This is a genomic window from Acidovorax sp. Root217 (genome assembly GCF_001428645.1).
In the GTDB taxonomy this organism is placed as follows: domain Bacteria; phylum Pseudomonadota; class Gammaproteobacteria; order Burkholderiales; family Burkholderiaceae_C; genus Acidovorax.
Genome location: NZ_LMIH01000005.1, coordinates 1 through 21,129, shown reverse-complemented (window position 1 = coordinate 21,129; position 21,129 = coordinate 1). Strand labels below are relative to the sequence as shown.

The window sequence follows — 21,129 nt, the reverse complement described above, 5'->3', positions numbered from 1 at the left end:
GCACGCAGGTTCCGGCTTATTCCACGGATCCCAGGCCCGGTGGTGTCCATTCGCGCACGAAGTCGCCCGCATCCACGCGATCAGGCGGCGGCAGTTGGTCCTTGGGGGTACCCATGTACAGAAATCCCAGCAGGCGGTCGCTGGCACCCAGGCCGAGTGCCGCCTTCACGCGCTCGTCGTGCGAATTCGCGCCCGTGGCCCAGAAGCCCCCAAAACCCAGGATGTGCAGCGCGTTGAGCATGTTCATCACCGCAGCACCGGTGGCCAGCACCTGCTCACTCTCCGGCACCTTGTGCGGCACCTTCACATGGGCGACCAGGGCCACGAGCATCGGCGCCGCCATGGCCTTGCCGCGAAAACGCTCGCCATCGTCATAGGGGTCGCGCGCCCGGGCCGCCCGCGCGAATACCTGGCCCAGCGCAGCCCGCGCGTCGCCGCGCACGACGACGAAACGCCAGGGCCGCAGTTGCCCATGGTCGGGCGCGCGCATGGCGGCAGCGAAGACCAGGTCCAGTGCAGCGGCATCGGGCGCCGGCTCGACCAGTGGCCACGGCGATTGCCGTCTGAGCAGCAGGTCCATGGCATGGCGCTGCGCTGGCGACAACAGCGGGTGGGACAAGGCCAGGGTGGAGGGGTCAGAGACAGACATGGTGTCCTTTGCGATCGGGCGAAAAGAGCACCCCGATGCCGGTCGGCATCGCGAGCGATGGCAAGGGGACATGGTGGCGGGCGGCCGGGCGGCGACTGCCTTGCGCGCAACGGGTGTCGTGCGCGTGCGGTGCCCAGGGGCTGGCTGGCGCAGGGGTGGAAGCCCACCCCATTGCGCGGCATGGAAGCCATCGTTCACCGGGGAGCTGGCGAACGGAACCATGTTAGACCAGGGTCGAGGGACACTGCCCGGGCGCGCGGCTTTCACCGGACTTGCGGCAGGGTGTCTCGCAGGTGCATGCTGGCGCTGGTCTCTCCAGTCCGATTCGAACGGACATGCCCGAAGGCGCCAGGGTTTGAAGCTGGTGCGTCTGCCGATTGCGCCATGGAGAGAGGCAAGGGGAATGAATGGGGTGCACGAACGGAATCGAACCGTCGTCGGCGGGATCACAACCCGCAGCTCTGCCATTGAGCTACGCGCACCACGAAAATAAAAATGGGAGATGGAGGTGCGGACCGGATTCAAACCGGTGTCTGCGGATTTGCAATCCGCTGCATGGTCGCTTTGCTACCGCACCCTGGAGAGGCTGTTTGTAATCCCTTCAGAGCCGCGAAAGGACCGTCAACAGGCTCTGACAAATGGCCCCACGTGCACGACTCGAACGTGCAACCCCCTGCTTCGTAGGCAGGTGCTCTGATCCATTGAGCTAACGCGGGAAAAATGGCGTTCCGCAGGGGAGTCGAACCCCTGGCTTCCTGGGGCCAGTTCACCCTGATTTCGGGGTCGCGAAGGCCCTTGGGGTTGCCCGGCCTGGGGCCGTCTGCGGCGTTGCCCGCGCTTGCAAGGCAGACGCCTTGCTGCGCGCGGGCGCCTTGCATCCAGCCCCAGGCCGGGCAACGCGATCCCCTAAATCAGGGTGAACTGGCCCCCGACAGGGAGGCACTCTGGCCACTGAGTTAGCGGAACAATAAATTGGTGCCCCAGGGGAGATTCGAACTCCCAGAATCTTGCTTCTAAGGCAAGCACGTATGCCGGTTCCGTCACCGGGGCTTGATAAAAAGAGAAAGCCTCCATTTCGGTTGTGCCCTCACGCGATGGGCAACGCACGGCCGACGCGCGCCCCGTCGACATCGCTGCACAGGGGGAACCCCTGCACATCCCGCCAGGCCGTCCACGCGGTTGCTTGCTGGCGGTGTGGTGAAGACACACCCGAAATGGAGCGGACCGTCGGGCCAGATCCCGGGGTCCACACAGTGGGGTCGCAGTGCCGATTCCAGTGTTCAGCAGGGCCCCACGGCAAATTTTTAATGAACGGTGCGCCGCAGCACGATCACTGCGGAGTGGATGGGAGCGGCTTGCCGCCCGGTTGCGAAAACAAAAGAGGCCCGGAACCTTGCGGTGTCCGGGCCTCTGCGAAGAGAGCTTGGGAGGTGCGCGCCTATGCGCCCCCTCCACCCGGTAGCCACGGATCCCGATGGTCATGCGCACACAAATGCGCAGCCAGGCACGGCAGCTTGCGCAGGGCAGAACACAAGGCGACGCGCACGAGCGCCCGGCCCGGTGCGGGTCGGTTGCTGATGGGGGTGGCTGCTGCGTTCACGTTCAATCCTGGTGAATAAGTCAATCGGCGGAAATCGGGGGCGGTCGAAACCGCGATGAATCAGACTGTAAATAGTCTTTACTTTGCAGTCAACCACTTCATGGGAAAATTTTTTGTGCCCGGTTCGATGCGGCTCCCCCGCCCTGCCCAACGGCGGCCCACCGCGCACTCTGGGCAACGGCAGTCCTTGGGGTCGCGATGCAGATGCCATCGGCCCATGGCAACCTTAGGGTGCCGGCGCAGGCACAAGAGAAGTGGCTCAGGGATTGCGCAGTGGTGGCAATGGAGGCAACGGCGGCGGGGGACGCGGTTGACGAGATCAACGGCCACTGAAGGGGCCGGCGTCGCCGTCAAGGTGGCGTGACTGGCCGCTGACCCCATGCCGCCATGACAGGCGCTATCAATTTGCATCACGCCGGACCCTGAGGGCCCAGATGATGGCGCTGCCCCAACCCGCTCTGCAAAGAGGACCGGCGCGTCAAAGCAAAACGCCCCAGAACCCGTTAGGGCGCTGGGGCGCATGCATATTTGGTGGCCTGGGGCGGAATCGAACCACCGACACAAGGATTTTCAATCCTCTGCTCTACCGACTGAGCTACCGGGCCTGAGCCTCAAATTATAGCCAGAAAATTGGCCCTGAAAAAATTGGAGGCAAATTTTTTTCAAGCACGCTTGCCGCGGCCCAGGTCCACACCCAATTGGCGCAGCTTGCGGTACAGGTGGGTGCGCTCCAGGCCGGTCTTTTCGGCCACGCGGGTCATCGAGCCGCCTTCGCGGGCGAGGTGGAACTCGAAGTAGGCTTTTTCGAAACCGTCGCGCGCTTCGCGCAGCGGGCGGTCCAGATCGAAGCCCTGGTGCGAATGCGGGCCGGTCTCCACGCCGGACAGGGCCGTGATCACGGGCACCTGGGTGAAGGTCGCATCGGCCGGTGCCGCCGCCGGGGCCTGCACGGCCGCCACGGGGGCCGCATGGTGGGCTGCGTTGCGCGCCAGGCCCTGCTCCACGGCCTTGAGCAGCTTTTGCAGGGTGATGGGCTTTTCAAGGAACGAGAAGGCGCCGATGCGGGTGGCCTCGACCGCCGTGTCGATGGTGGCGTGGCCACTCATCATGATGACGGGCATGGTCAGCACGCCGCCGGTGGCCCATTCCTTGAGCAGCGATACGCCGTCGGTATCGGGCATCCAGATATCCAGCAGCACCAGGTCGTAGTTGCTGCCGGCACGGGCCGCACGGGCCTGGGTCGCGTTTTCCGCGAGGTCCACGCTGTGGCCTTCGTCGTTCAGGATTTCCGACAGCAGGTCGCGAATGCCGAGCTCATCGTCGACCACCAGAATGTTTGCCATGTGTGTTGAAGCGCCTTGGGAGGTACTGCGGGGGCGTTGTTATGCCGCCACCGCTGGTTCAGTGGCGAATGATAACGACACTTGGGCGCCCCGCACCACGCCATCTTCCATCCGGTTGGACAGGTCGATGCGTGCGCCGTGCTCATCGGCGATCTTTTTGACCACGGCAAGACCGAGCCCCGTGCCCCGCGGTTTGGTGGTGACATAGGGCTCGAAAGCGCGCTGCAGGATGTGTGCGGGAAAGCCGCTGCCGCTGTCCGAAACAGTCAACCGCACGCGCCGCGAGGACTCGCTCCAGCGCGTGGCGATGCGCACGGCGGGCAGGTTTTCGGCCCCGGCGGCACGTGCCTGCTCCGTCGCATCCTGCGCGTTCTGCAGCAGGTTGTGCACCACCTGGCGCAGTTGCTGGGCGTCTCCGGCGATGCTCGGACAGGACGGATCGAGCTCGGCTTTCACAGGGACGGTGGCGTTTTCCTCCCCATAGAGGTGCAGCACATCGGTCACCAGCGCATTGATGTCCAGGGCATGCAGTTCGGCCGCCGGCAGGCGCGCGTAGTCGCGGAATTCGTTGACCAGGCGCTTCATGGCATCGACCTGTTCGACGATGGTCTTGACCGACTTGGCGAGCACGGCCTGCTCGCTCGCAGCCACCTTGCCGGTGAGCTTCATCTCCAGCCGTTCGGCCGACAGCTGGATGGGCGTCAGGGGGTTCTTGATCTCGTGCGCAAGGCGCCGCGCAACCTCTCCCCAGGCCTGCGCGCGCTGTGCAGAAACGATTTCAGAAATGTCGTCAAAAACCAACAGTCGGGTCGAATCGGGCAGTTCTGCCCCCCGCGCGATGATGCTCGTCGCATGCTGGCCGACCCCCGCGAGCGAGGCGTGCAGCTCGAACGGGTGCTGCCAGTGGTCCAGGCCGTGGTGGTCGCGCTCGCCCAGAAAGGCGGCGAACTGCTTCTGCACGGCGGCGGCAAAGTCGGCCAGGCCAGGCACCTCGGCCAGCGCCCGCCCTTCGAAGGCGGCCATGGGCGCGCGCAGGATGCGTGTGGCGCCGGGGTTGGACGAGCGGATGGCGCCCGCGCCATCGAGCACCATCACCCCGGCGGTCAGGTTGTCCAGGATGGTCTGCAGGTTGGCCCGCGCAGCATCCACCTCGCTCATGCTCTGCTCCACCGCGCCCCGGGCGTCGGCCAGTTGCTGGGTCATGAGCGCGAACGAGCGGGTCAGCCCGCCCAGTTCGTCCCTGCCTTGCAGGGCGGCCTTGGGGCTCAGGTTGCCGGCGGCCACCTCGCGCACCCCTTCGGCCAGCACCAGCAACGGCCGCACCAGTTGGTTGCCAAGGAGCACAGCCAGCAGCACGGCACCGAAGACGGCCAGGAACAGGCTCAGCGTGAGCGTGCCCACGTACATGCGCCGCAGGCCGCCGCGCGCCAGGGCCCGCTCCTGGTACTCGCGGTTGGCCTCCTGCACGGCGATGGCGTTCTCCACCAGGGCCGGCGGCAGCATCAGCGTGGCCTGCAGGTAGCGCGGCTCGGCCAGCAGGCCCACCGTGGGGCTGCTGACCAGGGCAATGATCTTCACGCGCGCGTTCTGCACGGCGGCCGGGTCGGCGATGTCGTCCAGCCCCTCGATCTGCGTGAGGGCACGCTGCTGACGCACCGTGCGCAGCAGCGGCACACCGGGGCGCTCGGGGTTCAGGCTGAAGCGGGACTGGCCGGCGCTGGCCACGGCCTGGCCGGCGCTGTTCCAGAGGATGACGTCGGTGGCGCCCAATTGGTCGCGGATGCGCTCCAGTACCACGCCGGCCGAGGCGTCGGGGACCTGCGCCACCTGGGCACTGGCCGTGCGCGTCTTGGAGGCCATGTCGGTGGCCAGGGCATCGAGCGAGACACGCGCCAGGTTCACCCCGGCGGACAGCGCCCCCTCCACCTTCACGTCAAACCAGCTTTCAATGGAGCGGGTGACGAACTGGTAGGACACCACATAGATCAAGAGGCCAGGCACCAGGCCGACCAGCGCAAAGATGGCTGCCAGCTTCACCAGCAATCGGCTGCCGAAGCGACCCCGGCGCAGCCGCAGCCACAGGCGCACGGCCACCCAGCCCAGCACCGCGAGCAGCAACAAGGCCACCAGCACGTTCACGCCAAACAGCCAGGCGTAGTTGCGCTCGTACAGGGCGCGGTTGTTGGTGGCCAGGGTCAGCAAAAAGAGCAGCACCAGCCCGATGGCGGACATGATGGCCGCCCCCACCCCCACGGCCCAGCGCACGGCGCGGGACTGGCGCGCCGCCAGATGGGCCGAGGCCGACGCAGGCGGCCTGGGGTCCGGTGTCACTTGGCGCCCTCCTGCAGCGCGAGGCGGCCGGAGCGCGAGACAAGCAGGTTCCAGCCGGTCCGGCCCACGGCGCCGATCTGGAACGGCCGGGGCAATTGCGACATATCGAGCCTGAACTTGAACTGTATCGTATGGCCTGTATCTGCATCGATTGCGGCACTTTCTGCAATCTTCCAGCGCGAAACCCGCTGCATAGCCGACAGGGCATCGTCCAGGTCATCGAAATTCTGGCCCAGTGCCACGCCCAGGCCGGTGTTGGTAAAGGGGGCGGTCGAGGTGCTCAGGCGCCAGCGCCGGGTCAGGGGCTGGTAGCTCAGCCGCAGGTAGCGCGTGGCCTCGGCCACCTGGCGGTCGGACCAGTACCAGCGGTCGCGCATGACCTGCGCCTCCATCACGAAGAACATCGGGATGCCCTTGCGCAGGGCCTCCTCGGCCAGTTCCGGCAGGTCGAACTCCAGGCTGGTGCTCAGGTAGACGCCATCGTCCAGGCGCTGCAGGCGCAGTTCGGCCACCTCGCCGCGGTTGGCTTCTGCCCGGGCCGTCGGCACCCAGGCCAGCAGGGTGATCAGCATCAAAAGCGCGCCAATCCAGAGCCAACGAGCCGCAAAGCGCTCAGTCGGTCGATTTTTGCAACAGTGCGTAAAAAAATCCGTCGTGATCACCGAATCGATTGTCCGGGACAGCCCCCTGCTTGTCCGCTGCGCGAGGGATTAAATGCCCGGGCGAGGGGAGCAAATGTGCATCGGTGTTGTGTGCAAGAAACGTTTGTACCTGCGCATCACCTTCGGCACGAAAGACGGAGCAGGTGCAGTACAGCAGCCGCCCACCGGGGGCGACCAGGGGCCACAGGGTGGCCAGCAAGCGCTTTTGCAGGGCCGCGAGCTGGGCAATGTCCGTCTCGCGGCGCAGCCAGCGCACGTCCGGGTGGCGGCGCACGATGCCCGAGGCGGTGCATGGCGCATCGAGCAGGATGGCGTCGAACAGCGCCCCGCCATTGGCCGCCGGCCACCAGGCCTCGGGCTGGGCGGCGTCGGCCACCAGCACCTGTGCCGCCAGGCCCAGGCGGGCGAGGGTCTGGTGGATGCGTTCGGCGCGCGTGGCGTCGATCTCCAGCGCCGTCACCTGCAAGGGCTCGCCCTCGCCGGCCATCTCCAGCAGGTGGGCGGTCTTGCCACCGGGGGCGGCGCAGGCGTCCAGCACACGCAGGCTGCGCGTGCGGTCCATGCCCTGCAGCAGCAGCGGGGCGGCTTGCTGGGCGGCGGTGTCCTGTACCGACACCCGGCCAGCCGCAAAACCGGGCAGCGCCTGTACCGGCAGCGGCCGGTGCAGCACCAGGCCCTCGGTGCCAATCGGGTCGGCATCGGCGCCCATGGCGGCCAACTCGTGCTGGTACTGCGCCTGGCTGCCCTGCAGGCGGTTCACGCGCAGCGCCATCGGGGCGTGGGTGTTGTTGGCGTGCAGGATCTGCTCCCACTGCTGGGGGTGGTCCTTCTGCAGGCGCTTGATCCACCACAGCGGGTGGTTCCAGCGGGCCACGGGATCGGCATCGGTAGCCCCTACCAGCGCATCGCTTTCGCGCAGAAAGCGCCGCAGGCAGGCGTTGATGAAGGATGCCTGCGCATGCGTGGCCGGGTGCCGCTTGGCCGCTTCCACCGCCTGGTTGACCAGGGTGAAGGGTTCATAAGGCGCCTCGTCGGCGCGCCAGCACAGTGCCAGCGCGCTGCACAGCAGCGCGTCCGCATCGGGCGGCGGCGGCCGCTTGGCCAGTTGGCGCCGCAGCGCCTCGGCACGCCCCAGGTTGCGCAGCACCTGGAACAGCAGGGCTTGCACGCCGGGGCGCAGCGTGGTGCTGACCGCGTCCAGCGCGGCCGTGCCCGAGACACCCTCGCGGATGGCCTGTAGCACACCGGCCACGGCGCTGAGCTGCTGCCACAGTGCCACCTGCTGCGCATCGCCTCCACGGCCGGCACCGGCTTGCGCGGGGTTGCGATCAGGGCGCCGCCCTTCGGGCGCGGCAGGGTGGGAGGGGGCTGGATGCATGGTGGGTGCCTCGTGGTGCCGGCGCACAGGTGCGCTGGCGGTCAAAAGAAAGGGGGCCGGGGCGCGTTCATCACAGCCCCTTGGTGGCCTTGAAGCCGAAAATCCAGGCCAGCACACGGGCGGGAAACTGGTGGATGGCGGCGTCGTGCTGCCCGGCGGCATGGTTGATCACCTGCACGGCCAGATCGATCTGCGCGTGGTGCTCTTCCCAGCGGATGGACCAGGGCGCCAGCACATCACTGGCTCCCGGGCCATCGGCCTCGGTGACCACGGTGCGCCAGGTGGCATCGAGCACGCTGCGCGCTGCGGTGAGCGCGGCCAGCGCATCGCGCTGCAGGGGCTGCGAGCGTGCCACGGCCAGCGACGCCCCCATCTGCGTGGTGGCGCCGCGCAGGGCGGCGATCTTGGCCGGGTCGAACACCGGGCGCTGAACCGGCGGCGCGGTGTCCGTGCAGCCGCTGGGCATGCCGGGGCCCGCGCTGTGGCCCTGGACCGCGTCGAACTCGCCCAGCAGCGCAATCAGTCGCACCAGGTGGGCGTCCACCGCGCCAAAGGCCTGGACCACGGAGGAGCGCAACCGCGTCAGCCGGTTGTAGGCCCCCAGGGCCCAGAACAGCATGATGGCGACAAGAATCCAGAAAAGAGGCGATGACCACATACGCATGGCCTGGGGCGTGCGCTGCAAACGCAGCCCGCGGCCGAGAAAGAGGGAACAGGGAAAAATCGGAGCGCTTGATCGCTCCAGTAAAAACGCTCCCGACCTGTCCAGAGACAGGGCGGGAGCGCATCAAGGCCCGGGGTTGCGCCGAAGCAGGACCCCGTGCGCCGCGCATTGCATCGCTGGGTCCTTGTCCGGTGCCGCCTGGCTTTTAGTCTGCGGAAGCGTCCGTGGCAGTGGTGGTGCTGCTGCCTTCGACTTCCGTGGCATCGTCCGACGACGAGGACGCAGCCATTTCAGCGGCTTCGGCTTCGGCGATGGCGCGGCGCTCGGCGTCGTCCATGGCGTCCTTGGCCTTGCGTGCCTGGTGGTAGGCCATGCCGGTGCCGGCAGGGATCAGGCGACCCACGATCACGTTTTCCTTCAGGCCACGCAGCTCGTCGCGCTTGCCCATGATGGCAGCCTCGGTGAGCACGCGGGTGGTTTCCTGGAAGGAAGCCGCCGAGATGAACGAGTCGGTGGACAGCGATGCCTTGGTGATACCCAGCAGCAGGTTGCTGTAGGTCGCAGGGATCTTGCCTTCGGACTGCAGTGCATCGTTGGTGTTCAGGATCTCGGAACGCTCGACCTGTTCGCCACCGATGTAGTTCGACTCGCCAGTGTTCTCGACCACGACGCGGCGCAGCATCTGGCGAACGATCACCTCGATGTGCTTGTCGTTGATCTTCACACCCTGCAAGCGGTACACGTCCTGCACTTCATCGACGATGTAGCGCGACAGCTCTTCGATGCCCAGCAGGCGCAGGATGTCCTGCGGGTCGGCCGGGCCGTCGACGATGGACTCGCCCTTGTTCACCACCTGGCCTTCGTGCACCAGGATGTTCTTTTCCTTGGGCACGAGCTCTTCGAACACGTGGCCTTCGGGATCGGTGATCTGCAGGCGGACCTTGCCCTTGGTTTCCTTGCCGAACGACACGGTGCCGGTCATCTCGGCCAGCGTGCCCTTGTCCTTCGGGGTACGGGCTTCGAACAGCTCGGCCACACGGGGCAGACCGCCGGTGATGTCGCGGGTCTTCTGGCCTTCGACCGGAATACGCGCCAGCACTTCGCCGGGGCCCACGTCCTGGCCGTCACGCACCTGGATGAGCGAACCGATCTGGAAGCCGATGGTCACCGAGTGGTCGGTGCCAGGGATCTTCACTTCGTTGTTCTGCGCATCGATCAGCTTGACCTGCGGACGCACGACCTTGGCGGCGCCACGGCGCTTGGGATCGATCACCACCAGGGTGGACAGACCGGTCACTTCGTCGAGCTGCTTGGCAACCGTCAGGCCTTCTTCGACGTTCTCGAACTTCACCTGGCCGGCGAACTCGGTAATGATCGGGCGGGTCAGCGGGTCCCAGTTGGCCAGGATGGTGCCGGCCTTGATGGTCTGGTCGGCCTTCACCGTCAGCAGGGCGCCGTACGGCACCTTGTGGCGCTCGCGCTCGCGGCCATGCTCGTCATGGATGATGATCTCACCCGAACGTGCGATCACCACCAGCTCGCCCTTGGTGTTGCTCACGTAGCGCATCGTGGCGTTGAAGCCGATCACGCCGTTGGACTTGGCTTCCACGCTCGAAGCGATGGCAGCGCGCGATGCGGCACCACCGATGTGGAACGTGCGCATGGTCAGCTGCGTGCCGGGTTCACCGATAGACTGGGCAGCGATCACACCCACGGCTTCGCCGAGGTTGATCAGGCCGCCGCGGCCCAGATCTCGGCCGTAGCATCGGGCGCACAGGCCGTAGCGGGTTTCGCAGGTCAGTGCCGTGCGCACCTTCACCTCGTCCACGCCAGCAGCTTCCATTTCCTCGATGAGGTCTTCTTCCAGCATCACGCCGGCGGGCACCAGCACCGAACGGTTCTCGGGGTGCAGCACGTCTTCGGCAGCGGTACGGCCCAGGATACGGTCGCGCAGCGATTCGATCACTTCACCGCCTTCAACGATGGCGCGCATCAGCGAACCATTGGAAGTGCCGCAATCCTCTTCGGTCACGACCAGATCCTGCGTCACGTCCACCAGGCGGCGCGTCAGGTAGCCGGAGTTGGCCGTCTTCAGCGCCGTGTCGGCCAGACCCTTACGGGCACCGTGGGTGGAGATGAAGTACTCCAGCACGTTCAGGCCTTCGCGGAAGTTCGCGGTGATGGGCGTCTCGATGATCGAGCCGTCAGGCTTGGCCATCAGGCCCCGCATGCCGGCCACCTGGCGGATCTGGGCGGCAGAGCCGCGGGCGCCGGAGTCGGCCATCATGTAGATGGAGTTGAAGGACTCCTGGTCCACCTCCTTGCCGTGGCGGTCGATGACCTTCTGCTTGGACAGCTGGGCCATCATCACCTTGGACACTTCGTCGCCAGCCTTGCCCCAGATGTCCACCACCTTGTTGTAGCGCTCGCCAGAGGTCACCAGACCCGAGACGTACTGCTGTTCGATCTCTTTGACTTCCTTCTCCGAGCGCTCGATGATGCCGGCCTTTTGGGGCGGCACCAGCATGTCGTCGATGCAGATGGAAATGCCGGCGCGCGTGGCCAGGCGGAAACCGTTTTGCAGCAGCTTGTCGGCAAACACCACCGTTTCCTTCAGACCGCACTTTCGGAAGGAGACGTTGATGAGCTTGGAGATTTCCTTCTTCTTCAAGGCCTTGTTGATGTTCGAGAACGGCAGGCCCTTGGGCAGGATCTCGGACAGCAGGGCACGGCCGGTGGTGGTTTCCACCATCTTGACCTCGGGCACGAACTCGCCGGTGTCCTTGTTCTTGGTCCACTCGGTCAGGCGCACGTTGATGCGCGTGGCCAGCTCGACCTCGCCCGCGTCGAACGCGCGCTGCACTTCACCGGTGTCGGCGAAGATCAGGCCTTCGCCCTTGGCGTTGATGCGGTCACGGGTGGCGTAGTACAGGCCCAGCACCACGTCCTGCGAAGGAACGATGGAAGGCTCGCCCGAAGCGGGGAACAGCACGTTGTTGGAGGCCAGCATCAGCGTGCGGGCTTCCATCTGCGCTTCCACCGACAGCGGGACGTGGACGGCCATCTGGTCACCGTCGAAGTCGGCGTTGAAGGCCGCGCAGACGAGGGGGTGCAGCTGGATGGCCTTGCCTTCGATCAGGATGGGCTCGAACGCCTGGATGCCCAGGCGGTGCAGCGTAGGTGCACGGTTGAGCATCACCGGATGTTCCTTGATGACCTCTTCCAGGATGTCCCACACCACCGGCGTGCCGGATTCGACTTCCTTCTTGGCGGCCTTGATCGTCGTCGCGATGCCCATGGCTTCCAGGCGCGAGAAGATGAAAGGCTTGAACAGCTCCAGGGCCATCAGCTTGGGCAGGCCGCACTGGTGCAGCTTGAGCGTTGGGCCCACGGTGATCACGGAACGACCGGAGTAGTCCACGCGCTTGCCCAGCAAGTTCTGGCGGAAACGGCCGGACTTGCCCTTGATCATGTCGGCCAGCGACTTCAGGGCACGCTTGTTGGCGCCCGTCATGGCCTTGCCACGGCGGCCGTTGTCCAGCAGCGAGTCCACGGCTTCCTGCAGCATCCGCTTTTCGTTGCGGGCGATGATTTCAGGGGCCTTCAGCTCCAGCAGGCGGCGCAGGCGGCTGTTGCGGTTGATGACGCGGCGGTACAGGTCGTTCAGGTCGGACGTGGCGAAGCGGCCGCCGTCCAGCGGCACCAGCGGACGCAGGTCCGGTGGCAGCACGGGCAGCACTTCAAGCACCATCCACTCGGGCTTGATGCCCGACTTCTTGAACGCTTCGAGCACCTTCAAGCGCTTGGCGTTCTTCTTGACCTTGACTTCCGAGCCGGTCAGGTCGCCGCGCAGGCGTTCGATCGACAGGTCGATGTCGATGGATTCCAGCAGGTCCTTGATGCCTTCAGCGCCCATCTTGGCGATGAATTCGTCGCCGTATTCCTTGCGCTTGGCGTCGTAGTCGTCCTCGGACATGATGCTGAACTTCTTCAGCGGGGTCATGCCGGGGTCGGTCACCACGTAGGCTTCGAAGTACAGCACGCGTTCGATGTCGCGCAGCGTCATGTCCAGCACCAGGCCCAGGCGCGATGGCAGCGACTTCAGGAACCAGATGTGCGCGCAGGGCGCGGCCAGGTCGATGTGGCCCATGCGCTCGCGGCGCACCTTGGTCTGCGTGACTTCAACGCCGCACTTCTCGCAGATCACGCCGCGGTGCTTGAGGCGCTTGTACTTGCCGCACAGGCATTCGTAGTCCTTGATGGGACCGAAGATCTTGGCGCAGAACAGGCCGTCGCGCTCGGGCTTGAACGTGCGGTAGTTAATGGTCTCGGGCTTCTTCACCTCACCGAAAGACCACGAACGGATCTTTTCGGGCGAGGCCATTCCGATGCGGATGGCATCGAAGTGCTCATCCGGCGTGAATTGCTTGAACAGGTCGAGTAGCGATTTCATAGTGACTCTTTCCTTTTCCGCTTAGGAGCGTTCCAGCTCGATATCAAGGCCCAGCGAGCGGATTTCCTTGACCAGCACATTGAACGATTCCGGCATGCCGGCTTCGATCGCGTGTTCGCCCTTGACGATGGACTCGTACACCTTGGTACGACCGACCACGTCGTCGGACTTGACGGTGAGCATTTCCTGCAGGACGTAGGCTGCACCGTAGGCTTCCAGCGCCCACACTTCCATTTCCCCGAAACGCTGGCCACCGAACTGGGCCTTGCCGCCCAGCGGCTGCTGCGTGACCAGGGAGTACGGGCCCGTGGAACGGGCATGCATCTTGTCGTCCACCAAGTGGTGCAGCTTCAGGTAGTGCATGTAGCCGATGGTGGTGGGACGCTCGAAGCGGTCACCCGTACGGCCATCGTGCAGGTAAGCCTGCGTGCGCGTGGGCGTCAGGCCCTTGCGCTCGGCGATGTCGTCGGGGTAGGCCAGCTTGAGCATGTCCATGATTTCTTCTTCCGAAGCACCATCGAACACCGGGGTCGCGTAAGGCACGCCAGCGGTCAGATGCCCGGCCATGGCCAGCACGTCTTCGTCGGTCAGCTGCGACAGGTCTTCCTTGCGGCCGCGGGAGTTGTACACCTCTTCGAGGAAGGTACGCATCTCGGAGGCCTTGGCTTCCTGCTGCAGCATGTCGCCGATGCGCTGGCCAATGCCCTTGCCGGCCCAGCCCAGATGGACTTCGAGCACCTGCCCGATGTTCATCCGCGAAGGCACGCCCAGCGGGTTCAGCACGATGTCGGCAGGGGTGCCGTCGGCCATGTAGGGCATGTCTTCGACCGGAACGATCTTGGACACCACACCCTTGTTGCCGTGGCGGCCGGCCATCTTGTCACCAGGCTGCAGGCGGCGCTTGACGGCCAGGTAGACCTTGACCATCTTGAGCACGCCAGCGGGCAGCTCGTCGCCTTGCGTGAGCTTCTTGCGCTTTTCCTCGAAAGACAGGTCGAAGCTGTGGCGCGTCTGCTCCAGGGCGTTCTTGATGCTTTCGAGCTGGGTGGCGACTTCGTCTTCCGCAGGGCGGATGTCGAACCAGTGGAACTTCTCGACCGAAGCCAGGTAGGCCTTGTCGATCTTCGTGCCCTTGGCCAGCTTCTGCGGGCCGCCATTGGCCACGCGGCCATTGAGCAGCTTCTCGATACGGTCGAAGGCGTCGGCCTCGACGATGCGCAGCTGGTCGTTCAGGTCCAGGCGGAAGCGCTTGAGTTCATCGTCGATGATCTGCTGGGCGCGCTTGTCGCGCTGGATGCCTTCGCGGGTGAACACCTGCACGTCGATCACGGTGCCTTGCGAGCCCTGGTCCACGCGCAGCGAGGTGTCCTTCACGTCGGAAGCCTTCTCGCCGAAGATGGCGCGCAAGAGCTTCTCTTCAGGCGTGAGGGTGGTCTCGCCCTTGGGCGTGACCTTGCCCACCAGCGTATCGCCGGGTTGCACTTCGGCGCCCACGTAGATGATGCCGGACTCGTCCAGGCGGTTCAGTTGCTGTTCCGACAGGTTCGGAATGTCGCGCGTGATTTCTTCCGCACCGAGCTTCGTGTCGCGGGCCATGACCACCAGTTCCTCGATGTGGATCGAGGTGTAGCGGTCTTCGGACACCACGCGTTCGGAGATCAGGATCGAATCTTCGAAGTTGTAGCCGTTCCATGGCATGAAGGCGATCAGCATGTTCTGGCCGATGGCGATTTCGCCGAAGTCCGTCGATGCGCCGTCGGCAATCACGTCACCCTTGACCAGCATGTCGCCCTTCTTGACGATGGGGCGCTGATGGATGTTGGTGTTCTGGTTGGAACGCTGGTACTTGATGAGGTTGTAGATGTCCACACCCACTTCACCGGCAACGGCTTCCACGTCGTTCACGCGCACCACGATGCGCGTGGCATCCACGTAATCCACGATACCGCCACGGGTGGCCGTGACCACGGTGCCGGAGTCGACAGCGGCCACGCGCTCGATGCCCGTGCCCACCAGCGGCTTTTCAGGACGCAGCACAGGCACGGCCTGGCGCGACATGTTGGCGCCCATCAGCGCGCGGTTCGCATCATCGTGCTCCAGGAACGGAACCAGCGATGCAGCCACCGACACGATCTGTGCGGGCGACACGTCCATGTACTGCACGCGGTCTGCGCCGCACAGGATGGATTCACCCTTTTCACGGGCAGACACCAGGTCGCCCGTCAGGCGGCCGTCCTTGTCGAGCAGGGCGTTGGCCTGCGCGATCACGTACTTGCCTTCTTCGATGGCCGACAGGTAGTCGATCTCGTTCGTGACCTTGGCGTCCACCACGCGGCGGTACGGGGTTTCGATGAAACCGTACTCGTTCAGGCGGGCGTACAGGGCCAGCGAATTGATCAGCCCGATGTTCGGGCCTTCAGGCGTTTCGATAGGGCAGACTCGGCCGTAATGGGTCACGTGCACGTCGCGCACTTCGAAGCCTGCGCGTTCGCGGGTCAGACCGCCCGGGCCCAGTGCGGAAACACGGCGCTTGTGCGTGATTTCGGCGAGCGGGTTGGTCTGGTCCATGAACTGCGACAGCTGCGAGGCACCGAAGAATTCCTTCAGGGCCGCCGAGATCGGCTTGCTGTTGATCAGGTCGTGGGGCATCAGCGGCTCTTGCTCGGCCTGGCCCAGACGCTCCTTCACAGCCTTCTCGATACGTGCCAGGCCGGTGCGGTACTGGTTTTCGGCCAGTTCGCCCACGCAGCGCACGCGGCGGTTGCCCAGGTGATCGATGTCATCGACTTCGCCGTTGCCGTTGCGCAGGTCCACCAGGATCTTGACCACGGCCAGGATGTCCTCGTTGGACAGCACCATGGGGCCGGTGGATTCGTCGCGGCCGATCTTGGCGTTGAACTTCATGCGGCCCACGCGCGACAGGTCGTACGTGTCCGGGTTGTAGAACAGGCGCTGGAACAGGGCCTGCACGGCGTCTTCGGTTGGCGGCTCGCCGGGGCGCATCATGCGGTAGATGGCCACGCGGGCAGCGAACTCGTCCACCGTCTCGTCGATGCGCAGGGTCTGCGACATGTACGCACCCTGGTCGAGTTCATTGGTGTAGATGCACTGCACGTCCTGGATGCCGGCCACGCGCAGCTTCTTGAGCAGCGCTTCGGTCAGCTCGTCGTTGGCCTTGGCGATGATTTCACCGGTGTCCGTATCGACGATGTTGCGGGCCACCACACGGCCGATCAGGAAGTCTTCGGGCACGCTGATGTGCGTGGTGCCGGACTGTTCCAGTTCACGGGTGTGGCGTGCGGTGACGCGCTTGTCCTTGGCGACCACGACCTTGCCCGACTTGTCGGTGATGTCGAAACGCGCCACTTCTCCGCGCAGGCGCTCGGACACGAATTCCATCTGCGCACCGCTGTCCATGATGCGGAAGTTGTCGTTCACGAAGAAGTTCGCGAGGATGGACTCGGGGTTCAGGCCGATGGCCTTGAGCAGGATCGTGACCGGCATCTTGCGGCGACGGTCCACGCGGAAGTACAGGATGTCCTTCGGGTCGAATTCGAAGTCCAGCCAAGAGCCGCGGTAGGGGATGATGCGCGCGGAGAACAGCAGTTTGCCCGAGCTGTGCGTCTTGCCCTTGTCGTGTTCGAAGAACACGCCAGGCGAGCGGTGCAGCTGCGAAACGATCACGCGTTCCGTGCCATTGATGATGAAGGAGCCCTTCTCGGTCATCAGGGGCACTTCGCCCATGTAGACCTCTTGTTCCTTGACTTCCTTGACCACCTTGGACTGCGACGTCGAGGACTCGCGGTCATAGATGATGAGCTGCACCTTGGCGCGCACGGCCGAGGCGAAGGTCAGACCACGGGTCTGGCACTCGCGCACGTCGAAAGCCGGCTTGGCCAGGTTGTACTCGATGAACTTCATCTCCACAAAACCGTTGTGCGAGACGATGGGGAAGGCAGCGTCAAAGGCAGCCTGCAGACCTTCAATGGTGCGTTTTTGCGGTGCTTTATCAGCCTGCAGGAAGGCGGTGTATGCGTCCTTCTGCATCTGCAGCAGATAAGGAACTTCCAGCACGCTGTCGCGGCTGCCGAAACTTTTGCGGATTCGCTTGCGTTCGGTATAGGAATAGGCCATGAGATCTCCGGGCAAAGACATGAGTCCTGGGTCTTCGACGACTGACCCGCAAAGGCTCTCCTCCTTGCGGGCTTGGCGGTTGGCCACTACCAACCATGGCGGACGGCGATGCGTTGCACATCACCCGAACCAAGGTATCTTCTGCTGTCGGGGTTGTCAGAAGACACTCGAAAACCGCTTTATGGGTGCGGCTTTCGGGTGCGCTCTGAAAGCACCAAAGGCTGGAGGCCCGCGAGGAGCACTCCAGCCCTTGAAGGGGACTGAATTACTTCAGTTCAGCCTTGGCACCGGCTTCCACCAGCTTCTTGACTGCTGCTTCGGCGTCGGCCTTGGCAATAGCTTCCTTGACGTTCTTTGGAGCGCCGTCCACCAGGTCCTTGGCTTCCTTGAGGCCCAGGCCGGTGATTTCGCGCACAGCCTTGATCACGGAAACCTTGTTGGCGCCGGCTTCGAGCAGGACCACGTTGAATTCCGTTTGCTCTTCAGCTGCTGCAGCACCGCCGCCGCCGCCGCCGGCAGCAGGAGCTGCCATGGCAGCTGCGCTCACGCCAAACTTCTCTTCAATGGCCTTCACCAGGTCATTGAGTTCCAGAACCGTCATGCTGTCCAGAGCGGTCAAAAATGCGTCTTTATCGAATGCCATTTTTATTTCCTAACAATTTTGTTGGTTATCCATCGGGCCATCAGGCCGCGACAGGTTCGGCGGCCGGTACGGCAGCGCCTTCGCCTTTTTTGGCCGCCAGCGCGCCCAGCACAACGGCCGTACGCGACATGGGGGACATAAGCAAGCCACAAATCTGAGCCAACAGGACTTCCTTGGAAGGAATGTTGGCCAGTTGCTTAACGCCGTTGACATCCAGGGCTTTGCCACCGAAAGCGCCACCGCGAATCACCAGCTTGTCGTTGGTCTTCGCGAAATCGGCCACCACCTTGGCGGCGGCCACAGCGTCTTCGGAGAAGCCGTAGATCAGCGGGCCGGTCATCTGGTCAGCCACCACGTCAAATGCGCTGCCTGCTACAGCACGGCGGGCCAGGGTGTTCTTCAGAACACTCAAGGTCACGCCCTTGCTGCGAGCATCAACACGCAGTTTGGTCATGTCGGCGACCGTGATGCCACGGTATTCCGCGATCACAAGCGTTTGAGCTTTAGCGGCGAGGCTGGTCACTTCACTGATGACCGCTTCTTTCTCACTGCGATTAAGACTCAAGGTCTACTCCTTAAAATGCGCACTCGGCGGTTGCCTCGTGCACGCTCTTGTTGCAGCGACCAACTGTTCAGGAAAGTTTTCCATCTGCAGCGGGATCGCCATCTGCGTTGGCGTCTCTGTGTCTTTAAGCGCGACGGGATCGCGCACCAACGGTCTTGGATGGCCTGTGGCTACCGAAGCAGCCTCAGCCCACCACATCGGGCCTGCCCGTGAAGGCGGGTCCGAAGATTTCTAGCAATTACGCTGCGATGGTCTGCGTATCCACGCGGACACCCAGGCCCATCGTGGAAGACACTGCCACCTTGCGCAGATACACACCCTTGCTGGTTGCAGGCTTGGCCTTGGTCAGGGCTTCGATCAGTGCAGCCAGGTTGCCTTGCAGCTTGTCGTTGTCGAACGAGCGGCGGCCGATCGTGCTGTGCACGATACCGGCCTTGTCGACGCGGAACTGCACTTGACCTGCCTTGGCGTTCTTCACAGCCGTAGCGACGTCAGGCGTCACGGTGCCCACCTTGGGGTTGGGCATCAGGCCACGTGGGCCCAGGATCTGGCCCAGCGTACCCACGACGCGCATGGCATCAGGGGCAGCGATCACCACGTCGAAGGGCATGTCGCCGGCCTTGACCATGGCGGCCAGGTCGTCCATACCGACGATGTCGGCACCAGCAGCCTTGGCTTCTTCAGCCTTGGCGCCCTGGGCGAACACAGCCACGCGGGTCGTCTTGCCGGTACCGTTGGGCAGCACCACGGCGCCGCGAACCACCTGGTCGGACTTCTTGGCATCGATGCCAAGCTGAACGGCCACATCGATGGATTCGTCGAACTTGGCCGTAGCGGCTTCCTTCACGATCACGACTGCATCGGCGAATGCGTACAGCTTGTTGCTGTCGACTTTGCCTTGCAGGGCTTTTTGCTTCTTGGTCAGCTTGGCCATATTACAAACCCTCCACCGTCACGCCCATCGAGCGTGCAGAGCCAGCCAGCGTGCGCACAGCGGCGGCTACGTTGGCGGCGTTCATGTCCTTCATCTTGGTCTTGGCGATCTCTTCGAGCTGTTCGCGCGTGATCTTGCCGACCTTGGTCTTCAGCGGGTTCGCAGAACCCTTGTCGAGCTTGATGGCCTTCTTGATCAGGGTCGTCGCAGGCGGCGTCTTGATGATGAAGGTGAAGCTCTTGTCTGCGAAAGCCGTGATGACCACGGGCAATGGCAGGCCTGGCTCAACGCCTTGGGTCTGCGCATTGAATGCCTTGCAGAACTCCATGATGTTGAGACCACGTTGACCCAGTGCTGGGCCGATCGGTGGGGATGGATTGGCCTTACCAGCTGGAACTTGCAGCTTGATAAAACCGACGATTTTTTTCGCCATGCTTTACTCCTTGCGGGTGATAACGCCTTGGCCTTGCGGCCTGAGCTCCCCGGGGTTAACGACTCGACAACACTTTCATCCGCACCGAGCCGAAAGGTGCGGCATCCAAACCTTGAAGCTCAGGTCTTTTCAACCTGGCCGAATTCGAGCTCCACCGGGGTGGAGCGGCCGAAGATCATGACGGACACCCGTACACGGCTCTTCTCGTAATTGACTTCTTCCACCGAGCCATTGAAGTCGGTGAACGGGCCTTCCTTGACGCGCACCAGCTCGCCCACCATGAACTCCACCTTGTGGCGGGGCTTCTCGGTGCCTTCCTGCATCTGGCTGACGATCTTCTGCACTTCGTCTTCCGAGATGGGGGCGGGACGGTTCTTGGCACCGCCCACAAAACCCGTGACCTTGTTGGTGTGCTTCACCAAGTGCCAGGTATCGTCGTCCATGACCATTTCAACGAACACATAGCCCGGGAACAGGCGGCGCTCGGTGGTCTTGCGCTGGCCGTTCTTCATTTCCACGACTTCTTCGGTGGGAACGAGGATGCGGCCGAACTTGGTCTCCATGCCCGAACGGCCGATGCGCTCCACAATGTTGCGCTCGACCGCTTTTTCCATGCCCGAGTAGGCATGAACGATGTACCAACGCAGATCGGGATTCGATGGCGCGGCGGGTGCCAGAGCCTCGGCTCCGGTGGTTTCCACAGGGGTGCTTGTCATGGCGTTACTTCCTCCAGCCCAAAACGAGGTCGTACAGAAGCCATTCGAGGGTCTTGTCGGTGAACCACAGGAAAAGCGCCATGATGACGACAAACGCAAACACGTAGGCCGTCATCTGCAAGGTTTCCTTGCGGGTGGGCCAGACGACCTTCTTGACTTCGCGCCAGGCTTCGCGCGCAAACGCGACAAACTGCCGGCCTGGCTCGGACACCAGGAACACGGCAGCGGCAGCAACCAGTCCGACGATCAATGCGGCCCACTGGGCAATCGCACCCTGCTTGCTCAGCAAGTAAAAGCCAGCGACCGATGCAATGACCAGCGCGGCCACAGCAGCAAGCTTGGCTTTGTCAGCACCGGTATTGACGGTTTCAACCTGGGAAGTGGCCATGTGTATTGTTTCCTGCTCCGATTCGCGGCGTCGCCCAAGACGCCGAAGCCCGCCAGGGTCTGGCGGGCTTGTTGGGGGCCACATTCAAGTGGCAGGGGCAGTAGGAATCGAACCTACAACCTTTGGTTTTGGAGACCAACGCTCTGCCAATTGAGCTATACCCCTATAACCTTATTAGGCGATGATCTTGGCCACGACGCCGGCGCCGACGGTACGACCGCCTTCACGGATGGCGA

14 protein-coding genes and 7 tRNA genes are annotated in these 21,129 nt (G+C 64.0%); all 21 read right to left on the bottom strand.

Translation table 11 applies throughout. From position 1 onward, the window contains the following. Positions 1–16: 16 nt before the first annotated feature. Positions 17–649, bottom strand: coding sequence for a nitroreductase (locus tag ASE31_RS01645; protein ID WP_057199801.1), 633 nt, complete (start codon positions 647–649; stop codon positions 17–19). A gap of 307 nt (positions 650–956) precedes the next feature. Next, positions 957–1,041 (bottom strand) — tRNA-Leu (locus ASE31_RS01640). A 16-nt stretch (positions 1,042–1,057) separates the two neighbouring features. After that, positions 1,058–1,131: transfer RNA gene (locus ASE31_RS01635), tRNA-His, on the bottom strand. 21 nt (positions 1,132–1,152) lie between these two features. Further along, positions 1,153–1,226, bottom strand: a tRNA-Cys gene (locus ASE31_RS01630). Between the two features lie 62 nt (positions 1,227–1,288). Then, a tRNA-Arg gene (locus tag ASE31_RS01625) sits at positions 1,289–1,365 on the bottom strand. 257 nt (positions 1,366–1,622) lie between these two features. Beyond that, positions 1,623–1,699: transfer RNA gene (locus tag ASE31_RS01620), tRNA-Leu, on the bottom strand. 1,079 nt (positions 1,700–2,778) lie between these two features. Next, positions 2,779–2,854: transfer RNA gene (locus ASE31_RS01615), tRNA-Phe, on the bottom strand. Between the two features lie 57 nt (positions 2,855–2,911). Next, entirely contained in the window at positions 2,912–3,592 is a 681-nt protein-coding gene (locus ASE31_RS01610) for a response regulator (RefSeq protein WP_057199800.1), read from the bottom strand. A 39-nt stretch (positions 3,593–3,631) separates the two neighbouring features. Beyond that, complete coding sequence (locus ASE31_RS01605; RefSeq protein WP_057199799.1) at positions 3,632–5,923, bottom strand: ATP-binding protein; 2,292 nt, start codon at positions 5,921–5,923, stop codon at positions 3,632–3,634. Continuing rightward, positions 5,920–6,495, bottom strand: a complete 576-nt coding sequence (locus ASE31_RS01600; RefSeq protein WP_057199798.1) for a DUF4390 domain-containing protein — start codon at positions 6,493–6,495, stop codon at positions 5,920–5,922. Before ASE31_RS01600 ends, ASE31_RS01605 begins: the two co-directional genes overlap by 4 nt. Before the next feature lie 40 nt (positions 6,496–6,535). Further along, complete coding sequence (gene rsmB / locus ASE31_RS01595) at positions 6,536–7,963, bottom strand: 16S rRNA (cytosine(967)-C(5))-methyltransferase RsmB (protein WP_235514219.1); 1,428 nt, start codon at positions 7,961–7,963, stop codon at positions 6,536–6,538. A 70-nt stretch (positions 7,964–8,033) separates the two neighbouring features. Further along, on the bottom strand, positions 8,034–8,621 hold the full coding sequence (locus tag ASE31_RS01590) for a hypothetical protein (protein ID WP_057199797.1): 588 nt from the start codon (positions 8,619–8,621) through the stop codon (positions 8,034–8,036). Between the two features lie 211 nt (positions 8,622–8,832). Further along, positions 8,833–13,080 (bottom strand): DNA-directed RNA polymerase subunit beta', encoded by a 4,248-nt coding sequence (gene rpoC, locus ASE31_RS01585; RefSeq protein ID WP_057199796.1) that lies wholly within the window; start codon positions 13,078–13,080, stop codon positions 8,833–8,835. Between the two features lie 21 nt (positions 13,081–13,101). Continuing rightward, positions 13,102–17,214 (bottom strand): DNA-directed RNA polymerase subunit beta, encoded by a 4,113-nt coding sequence (rpoB, locus tag ASE31_RS01580; protein ID WP_057199795.1) that lies wholly within the window; start codon positions 17,212–17,214, stop codon positions 13,102–13,104. 265 nt (positions 17,215–17,479) lie between these two features. Next, positions 17,480–17,857, bottom strand: a complete 378-nt coding sequence (gene rplL, locus ASE31_RS01575; RefSeq protein WP_057199794.1) for a 50S ribosomal protein L7/L12 — start codon at positions 17,855–17,857, stop codon at positions 17,480–17,482. A gap of 40 nt (positions 17,858–17,897) precedes the next feature. Then, a complete protein-coding gene (gene rplJ, locus ASE31_RS01570; protein WP_057199793.1) occupies positions 17,898–18,422 on the bottom strand; it encodes a 50S ribosomal protein L10 in 525 nt (174 codons plus the stop codon). 238 nt (positions 18,423–18,660) lie between these two features. Continuing rightward, the gene (gene rplA / locus ASE31_RS01565) at positions 18,661–19,356 is read right to left on the bottom strand and encodes a 50S ribosomal protein L1 (RefSeq protein ID WP_057199792.1); all 696 of its coding nucleotides are present in this window, start codon (positions 19,354–19,356) and stop codon (positions 18,661–18,663) included. A 1-nt stretch (position 19,357) separates the two neighbouring features. Beyond that, positions 19,358–19,789, bottom strand: coding sequence for a 50S ribosomal protein L11 (rplK, locus tag ASE31_RS01560; protein WP_057199791.1), 432 nt, complete (start codon positions 19,787–19,789; stop codon positions 19,358–19,360). A 119-nt stretch (positions 19,790–19,908) separates the two neighbouring features. Continuing rightward, complete coding sequence (gene nusG / locus ASE31_RS01555) at positions 19,909–20,505, bottom strand: transcription termination/antitermination protein NusG (RefSeq protein ID WP_057199790.1); 597 nt, start codon at positions 20,503–20,505, stop codon at positions 19,909–19,911. 4 nt (positions 20,506–20,509) lie between these two features. Next, positions 20,510–20,893, bottom strand: coding sequence for a preprotein translocase subunit SecE (gene secE, locus ASE31_RS01550; RefSeq protein ID WP_057199789.1), 384 nt, complete (start codon positions 20,891–20,893; stop codon positions 20,510–20,512). 89 nt (positions 20,894–20,982) lie between these two features. Then, a tRNA-Trp gene (locus ASE31_RS01545) sits at positions 20,983–21,058 on the bottom strand. Positions 21,059–21,129: the final 71 nt, after the last annotated feature.

Excerpts from the sequence above, each read along its gene's own strand:
- nusG (WP_057199790.1), bottom strand. The coding sequence starts at position 20,505 with ATGACAAGCACCCCTGTGGAAACCACCGGAGCCGAGGCTCTGGCACCC.
- ASE31_RS01590 (WP_057199797.1), bottom strand. The coding sequence starts at position 8,621 with ATGTGGTCATCGCCTCTTTTCTGGATTCTTGTCGCCATCATGCTGTTC.
- ASE31_RS01610 (WP_057199800.1), bottom strand. The coding sequence starts at position 3,592 with ATGGCAAACATTCTGGTGGTCGACGATGAGCTCGGCATTCGCGACCTG.
- ASE31_RS01600 (WP_057199798.1), bottom strand. The coding sequence starts at position 6,495 with ATGCTGATCACCCTGCTGGCCTGGGTGCCGACGGCCCGGGCAGAAGCC.
- rplK (WP_057199791.1), bottom strand. The coding sequence starts at position 19,789 with ATGGCGAAAAAAATCGTCGGTTTTATCAAGCTGCAAGTTCCAGCTGGT.
- rplL (WP_057199794.1), bottom strand. The coding sequence starts at position 17,857 with ATGGCATTCGATAAAGACGCATTTTTGACCGCTCTGGACAGCATGACG.
- rpoC (WP_057199796.1), bottom strand. The coding sequence starts at position 13,080 with ATGAAATCGCTACTCGACCTGTTCAAGCAATTCACGCCGGATGAGCAC.
- rsmB (WP_235514219.1), bottom strand. The coding sequence starts at position 7,963 with ATGCATCCAGCCCCCTCCCACCCTGCCGCGCCCGAAGGGCGGCGCCCT.
- ASE31_RS01645 (WP_057199801.1), bottom strand. The coding sequence starts at position 649 with ATGTCTGTCTCTGACCCCTCCACCCTGGCCTTGTCCCACCCGCTGTTG.
- secE (WP_057199789.1), bottom strand. The coding sequence starts at position 20,893 with ATGGCCACTTCCCAGGTTGAAACCGTCAATACCGGTGCTGACAAAGCC.
- rplA (WP_057199792.1), bottom strand. The coding sequence starts at position 19,356 with ATGGCCAAGCTGACCAAGAAGCAAAAAGCCCTGCAAGGCAAAGTCGAC.
- rpoB (WP_057199795.1), bottom strand. The coding sequence starts at position 17,214 with ATGGCCTATTCCTATACCGAACGCAAGCGAATCCGCAAAAGTTTCGGC.